The organism is Haloactinopolyspora sp., assembly GCF_027324685.1.
GTDB lineage: Bacteria > Actinomycetota > Actinomycetes > Jiangellales > Jiangellaceae > Haloactinopolyspora.
In genome coordinates, this window is record NZ_DAHVSH010000075.1 from 1 (window position 1) to 6,211 (window position 6,211).

Sequence of the window (6,211 nt, forward strand, 5' to 3'; positions counted from 1 at the left end):
TCGGCTAACCTGTCCCGGTCCCTCAGAGGCACGAAATGAAAGGTCAATATCGATGTCGAATCCGGGTTCGCCGCCTGGGCCGTCGTCCCCTCCTCCCCCGCCACCGTCCGGGGCCGAGCCAGCCACGGCTGAGCAGCCTCCCCGGCGCCGGCGGGCTCTCACGGTCGGGATCCTGGCCGCGGTGGCCGTTCTGCTGGTTCCGGGTGCGGTGTTCGCCTGGCGTGCCCTCGACGGAGGCGGCCCGCAGCCGCACGACGTGTTGCCCGCCGACTCCATCGGCTACGTCCGTATCGACATGGACCCGTCGGCAGCGCAGAAGGTCGAGGCGTTCCGTTTCCTCCGGAAGTTCCCGGGTTTCAAAGAGGCCACCGGCATCACCGACGAGGACGACGATCTGCGCGAGCTGTTCATCGACGAGTTCAGCGACGCGACGGGCTGTGACCTCGACTTCGCCGAAGACGTCGAGCCGTGGCTCGGCCACCGGGTGGGCGCAGCGGCTCTTCCGCCGTCCGACGACAGCGGTGCGCCCGGGTTCGCGCTGGCGCTTCAGGCCGACGACGAGGACGCCGCGCGCGAAACGTTCGAGAAGGCGCAGGATTGCGGCGGTGACGAGGCGAGCATCGGACTCTCCTACGCCGACGGCTACTTGATCATCACCGACACGCAGGAGAACGCGGACGCGTACGTCGAGTCCGCGCAGGAGTCTTCGCTGGCCGACAACGAGGACTTCGCTGAGACCATGGACCTGCTCGGCGACCCCGGTGTCGTCTCCTTCTGGGTCTCGGGCACGGGGATGCTCGACGTGTTCGGCGAGGCACTGGAGAACACCGAGCCGCTTCCGGGTGACGAGTCCCTGCCGGGGATGGAAGAGTCTCGCGAGTTGCTCGAGGGCAGTTACCAGAGCTTCGCCGCCACGTTCCGCTTCGACGACAGCTACGCCGAGATCGCCGCCGTGACCACCGGCGACATCTACAAGGACATGGGCACCGGCGGCGTCCAGGCCGACGTGCCCGACGACACCAGCCTCCTGATGGGCATGGCCGGTGGTGGCGACGCACTGCTGGACAACTGGGACGAGATCCTCGAGTCATACCCCGACGCTACGGAGCAGATCGACGCGCTCGAGGCTCAGACGGGTTTCACGTTGCCCGACGACCTGGCCACGCTGCTCGGCGACAGCCTTCTCGTCGCGTTGGACGGCAACGGCCTCGACGTGCCGGCCGTGTTCATGGGTGACTTCTCATCGCTGAACGCCGGGGTCAAGGTCGCCACGGATGCCGGCGCATTCAGCGAGATCTGGGCGCAGATCCAGGACATGGCCGCGCAGGCCGGAGAGTCACTGGACGGTGTCCCGGTCCACGAAACCGACGACGGCTACATCGTCGCCTCCAACGACGAGTACGCCGCCACCCTCGGCGAGGGCGGAGCGCTCGCCGACGCCGACGTCTACACGACTGCGGTGCGCGACGCCGCCGACGCCGACGCCGTGTTCTTCGTCAACTTCGATTCGTTCGAGGACGCCGTACTCGACACCCTCGGCGAGCAGGGAATCGGCGAGGACACGCTCGAGTCGATCCGGACGCTGCAGGCGCTCGGCGTGTCCGCGCGTAGCCACGACGGCTATGCCGAGATGACGATGCGCCTCACCGCAGACTGACGGCACGGCACGAGCCACCGATGGCAGGTTGGTTTCGGGCGTGACAGCGCCTGAACCAACCTGCCATCGTTCGTTTTCAGCCGACTCGCCAGGCGCGGTCGATGCGTTGGGTCATGGCGTTGCCGTCGTCGTCGGTGACGGTGACGCGGACGGTGGCGAATCCCGCTTCGGCCGTGGCGGGCACGGTGGCCTCGAACCGGTCGTCGCCGTCGGCCTCGACCGCCGTGGCGGTCCAGCTTGCGCCGTCGTCGAACGACACCTCCACGGTGACGTCGAACCCGCCCGGCCCCGCGGCGCCCGGCTGATACTCCGGTCGCACGATCAACGGATACGGCGAACCGACCGGCATCTGGTTCCGCTCACCGGCGGCCAGTTCGTAGGTGGCCTGCACCAGGGGCAGCACGACCCGCTCCTCGTCAGGGCGCTGGGAGGTGAACCGCCATGTCGTCTCGGTGGCCACCGACGTCGATCGCCAGGTCCCCGAACCGCTGTCGACGCGCAGGTTCAGCTCGTATTCCGCTGCCTCGGGTGCGACGGTGAACTGCGCCTCGGGCCATGTCGACGTGCCCACCACCTCACCGTCGCGGCGCAGCGTCAGCTCGGAGGTGTCGCCCAGCTGCTCCTGGATGGTTCCGGCCAACGTGCCGGCGCCGTAGCGGTAGTGCGGCATGAGCACGCGGATCACGTCGCGGAACCGCGCGAGCGGTGAGCCGAGCTCGTCCAGCCCGTTGGTCACCGGTACCCCGGGCGCCACGAGCGGCCCCCACCACACCTGGTCGTAGGTCTGGCCGGGCACGTAGGTCTCGATGGCCGTCTCGGTCCAGTACATGTTGAGGAACTCGCCGTGCGGCTGGCCGAATCGCTGCCACTCGACGCCGTCGGTGCTGACGTACTCGGTCCGCTCGACCGGACCGTTGCGGACCGAGCCCAACGCGGTCCCCAGCACGACGCCGTCGACGAACGGGATCCAGGACTCCCTGCGGCCCTGGTCCGGTGAGTCGTCGCGATAGTCCGACCGCACCGTGGCCAGTGGTTCGTCGGCCACGTCGTACGTGGTGCCCGACGGGATGCCGCCGGCCTCGGTGAAGACGAGCTCGTAGGCGTAGGTCGAGTCGTGGATGGCGTCGACGTCCAGCCGCGGATCCGGGTCGGCAGCGATGGCGTCCCGCAAGATCTTTCCGGCCCGCTGCTGCATCGTGTAGGTCGGGAACTCTTCTGGCCAGATGCTCGTCGCCCAAGGTCCGGGCCGGTTGTTGATCACCAGGAGAAACTCCGCGCCGGCGGCTTCTGCCGCCACGGCCTGCTCGCTGACATCACCATCCGGCCGGGTGGCCACGGCGATCTTGCCTTCGACGTCGGCCGCGGCGAACTCCTCCGGTGTTCCCGTACCGACATCGACGACCGGCAGTTCGCCGTTGCCGACGTACGGGTGATCCATCGACGCCAGTTGCGGCAACATGTCCGGGTCGTCGAAGAGGTCGAGGGTGAGCAGCGGCTCCGCCAGCTGCCAGGTCGTCCAGAGGTCGAAGTCTCCGGTCTCGGCCGGGTCGCCGGGGATGGTGTAGATCTTCTCGCCGGTTCTCGCGCTCCACAGCAACGACGTCATGGCGGCATCGCCGATGCTGCGGCGCCAGATGACGTGAACATTGTCGAGCTGCGCCGGGCGTGGTGTGTCGACGGCGAGCTGTTCACCGCCGCGGGCGTCGTAACTGAGATGCACGTCGCCCTCCACGGTGACCTGCGTGTCACCGGTGACGGTCACCGAGGCCGGATGGGTGCCGTCGCCGGCGGTCTCGATGGCGGCGACGACGGTGTAGTCGCCGGCCGGCAGGTCCACGGTCCCCGAGCCGTCGAGCAGGAAGGTCCGGTGTTCCTCCCAAGTGTCGATGTTCAGCAGATCGACCGGTCCGGTGGCCGGCCCGCCGTGGCGATCGATCGCCTCCAGGGTCACGGTGTGGCTCGGCGGGACGATCGAGAACGACGTGGCGGTGTGGACCGGCGTCTGCCGACCGCGGACGTCCACCGCCGTGATGTGTCCCTCGTAGGTTCCCGCTTCCGCCCGGTTCGGGGTGAGCAAGACCGTCGTGGTGGCCTCGCCGCCGGCCGGGATGGACAGCGCCGACCGGCTCAACCGCAGTGCGGGGCGCCGGGCGCCGCCGGGCCCGGTGTGATCGACGTCCGCGGACAGCCGCAACGTCACTCGCTGGTCGGTCGGGTTGTGGTACGTCAGCTCGGCGGTGACGGCTTCGGCGTCGTGGTCGACGCTCCCGAGGTACAGGACTCCGTGGTCGACGCCGACGGTGTCGCCGACGGCGGCCGCGACGTCCAGCCGGCCGGCGCCCTGGAAGGTGACCGGCTCGTTGTCCAGCGGGGTGGCTGCTGACACCAGCCGCCCCTTCAGTTCCTCAGCGCCCCAGTCCGGGTGCTGCTGAGCCAGGATCGCCGCAGCCCCAGCCACGTGCGGCGTGGCCATCGACGTACCGTTCAACGCCGTGTAATGCTCATCGAGCAGATTCCCCAGCGACGTCCCCGCCGCCCGCGCCGCCACGATCCCCACACCCGGCGCCACGATCTCCGGCTTGATCGCACCGTCCCCGAAACGCGGACCGCGCGAGGAGAACCACGCCGCTTGATCCGCCTTGTCCACTGCGCCCACCGTCAACGCCGCATCGGCAGCTCCCGGCGATGTCACCGTCGACGGCGCCGGTCCGGTGTTGCCCGCGGCCACCACGAACAACGCGTCCGACGACTCGGTCAACTGGTTCACCGCCAGGCTCAACGGGTCGGATCCGTCGCTGGCGAAGTCCGTCCCCAAGCTCAGGTTGACCACGTCGGCGCCCTGATCCACCGCCCACTGCATTCCGGCGATGATCTCCGACTCGAACCCGGAGCCGGAGTCGTCGAGCACCTTGCCGATCAACAGCTTGGAGCCCGGCGCCACCCCGCGATACGTCCCGTCGGAGGCCGCACCAGAACCCGCCACCGTCGCCGCGACATGAGTCCCGTGCCCGTTACCGTCGACCGCCGACTTCTCCGCGCTGAAGTTCGCACTGGCCACCACCCGGTCCTGCAGATCCGGGTGCGACGGGTCGTAGCCGGAGTCCAGCACCGCCACCGACACGCCGGAGCCATCGAGGCCCTCCGCCCACGCCGCCGGCGCACCAACCTGCGCCACGCTCTCGTCCAACGCCGCGTGCACCACGCCGTCCAGCCACACCGAGTTGGCACCGGCCAGCGTTGCGCGCGGGGTGGCGTCGTCGGCCAGCGGCGACGCGCCACGCAACGACTCCCACACCGACCGCACGGCATCCTTCGCCGCCGTCATCGACACCGCACCGATACTGCCCAGCCGACGCCCGACTTCAGCCCCGGACGGCGCCGAGAACGTCGTAACCCCCTCCGGCACCGACACCACCAACGGCAGTTTCGGCGCCGCCGCATCGTGGAGCCCTTGCCGCACCAGCGCGGTCACGTCGAACAACCGCTCGTCCACCACGCCAGCAGCCAGATACTCCGACACCTCAGCCGGCACCACGTGCACATGACCATCGCGCTCGAAGATCTGCGGATCACGCCCCGAACCGTCCGCCGGGGCGTCCTCGAGCGATGCCGCCTGCCGCCCATCGGCCGCCACATGCAACACCACGACATCACCGGTCAACAACGTCACCCGGTAAGTTCCGGGGGCCGGCGCCGACGTATCGGACGGCGGCCGCTCCGGCTCGGCGGCCGGAAGACGCGCGCCGGGACGGGCACCACCCGCAGCCGACGACGGCGGGCTCACCGCCAGCGCCAGCAGCACGGCAACTGCGGCGACGATGGCCGCGACCGCGCGCGGGCCGAAATGACGGGAAACCTGGCGATGATGGGGCAGGGCGCGCATGATGTCCTCCGACGGCAGCGAAGCAGTCACGTGCTTGCGCCGACCACCCTGGCCCCCGCGACACAGACCTAGCGAGTGTGCGATTCACCCATTTTTCGCCGAATGATCATGTTCACTACGCAATTCCCTGCCGCACCACCCATCCACCCCTGGTGGTGCGACACAAACCCTCGTGGTGCATCAACCGAACGCCCGCGCCACCGTGGCGTCGAACCGTCAAAGCGGCTCCCAACGCGCACCGGCCTCATCCCCCTGCTCCGGCGCCGGATCGGTCTCCGGCGCCGCGGCAGGATCGTCAGCCTCGCCGGCGACCGGCGTCTCCTCCGCAGCACGAGACGGCTCCTCCGACAGTTCTTCCTTGTCCATGACCGCCCACCCTGCACCGGGCACGACACGCATCGCGAGTGGGCAGATCACCCATAGTTCTCAGCATCAGCACCGCCGCCCACGGTGTGGCGCGTTGGTTTCAGCCGATCCGCCACTCCCGGGCTCGTCCACCACGCCAGCAGGTCGAATGATCACGTTCACTCCGCAAATCCCTGCGCATCGGTGAGCGCCACCGCCAGCGCTGTCCGCGACGTCACGCCGAGCTTTCGCATCGCCGCGCTCAAGTGCCGGTCGACCGTGCGCGTGGACAGGAACAGCGCCTCAGCGGTTTGCCGGTTCGTCAA

4 protein-coding genes are annotated in these 6,211 nt (G+C 69.2%); 1 reads left to right on the forward strand and 3 read right to left on the reverse strand.

Annotation, left to right across the window (positions count from 1 at the left end; genetic code table 11):
* Positions 1–181 precede the first annotated feature (181 nt).
* The gene (locus tag M6444_RS08265; RefSeq protein WP_298325422.1) at positions 182–1,657 is read left to right on the forward strand and encodes a DUF3352 domain-containing protein; all 1,476 of its coding nucleotides are present in this window, start codon (positions 182–184) and stop codon (positions 1,655–1,657) included.
* A gap of 76 nt (positions 1,658–1,733) precedes the next feature.
* Here M6444_RS08265 and M6444_RS08270 read toward each other — a convergent pair whose 3' ends face one another.
* The 3 genes from M6444_RS08270 to M6444_RS22930 form a co-directional block, all read right to left on the reverse strand.
* On the reverse strand, positions 1,734–5,540 hold the full coding sequence (locus M6444_RS08270) for a S8 family serine peptidase (protein WP_298325424.1): 3,807 nt from the start codon (positions 5,538–5,540) through the stop codon (positions 1,734–1,736).
* A gap of 216 nt (positions 5,541–5,756) precedes the next feature.
* On the reverse strand, positions 5,757–5,906 hold the full coding sequence (locus M6444_RS08275) for a hypothetical protein (RefSeq protein WP_298325427.1): 150 nt from the start codon (positions 5,904–5,906) through the stop codon (positions 5,757–5,759).
* A 158-nt stretch (positions 5,907–6,064) separates the two neighbouring features.
* A complete protein-coding gene (locus M6444_RS22930) occupies positions 6,065–6,211 on the reverse strand; it encodes a helix-turn-helix transcriptional regulator (RefSeq protein ID WP_363326285.1) in 147 nt (48 codons plus the stop codon).

Coding starts and splice junctions, on each gene's coding strand:
- M6444_RS08270 (WP_298325424.1), bottom strand. CDS start 5,540: ATGCGCGCCCTGCCCCATCATCGCCAGGTTTCCCGTCATTTCGGCCCG.
- M6444_RS08275 (WP_298325427.1), bottom strand. CDS start 5,906: ATGGACAAGGAAGAACTGTCGGAGGAGCCGTCTCGTGCTGCGGAGGAG.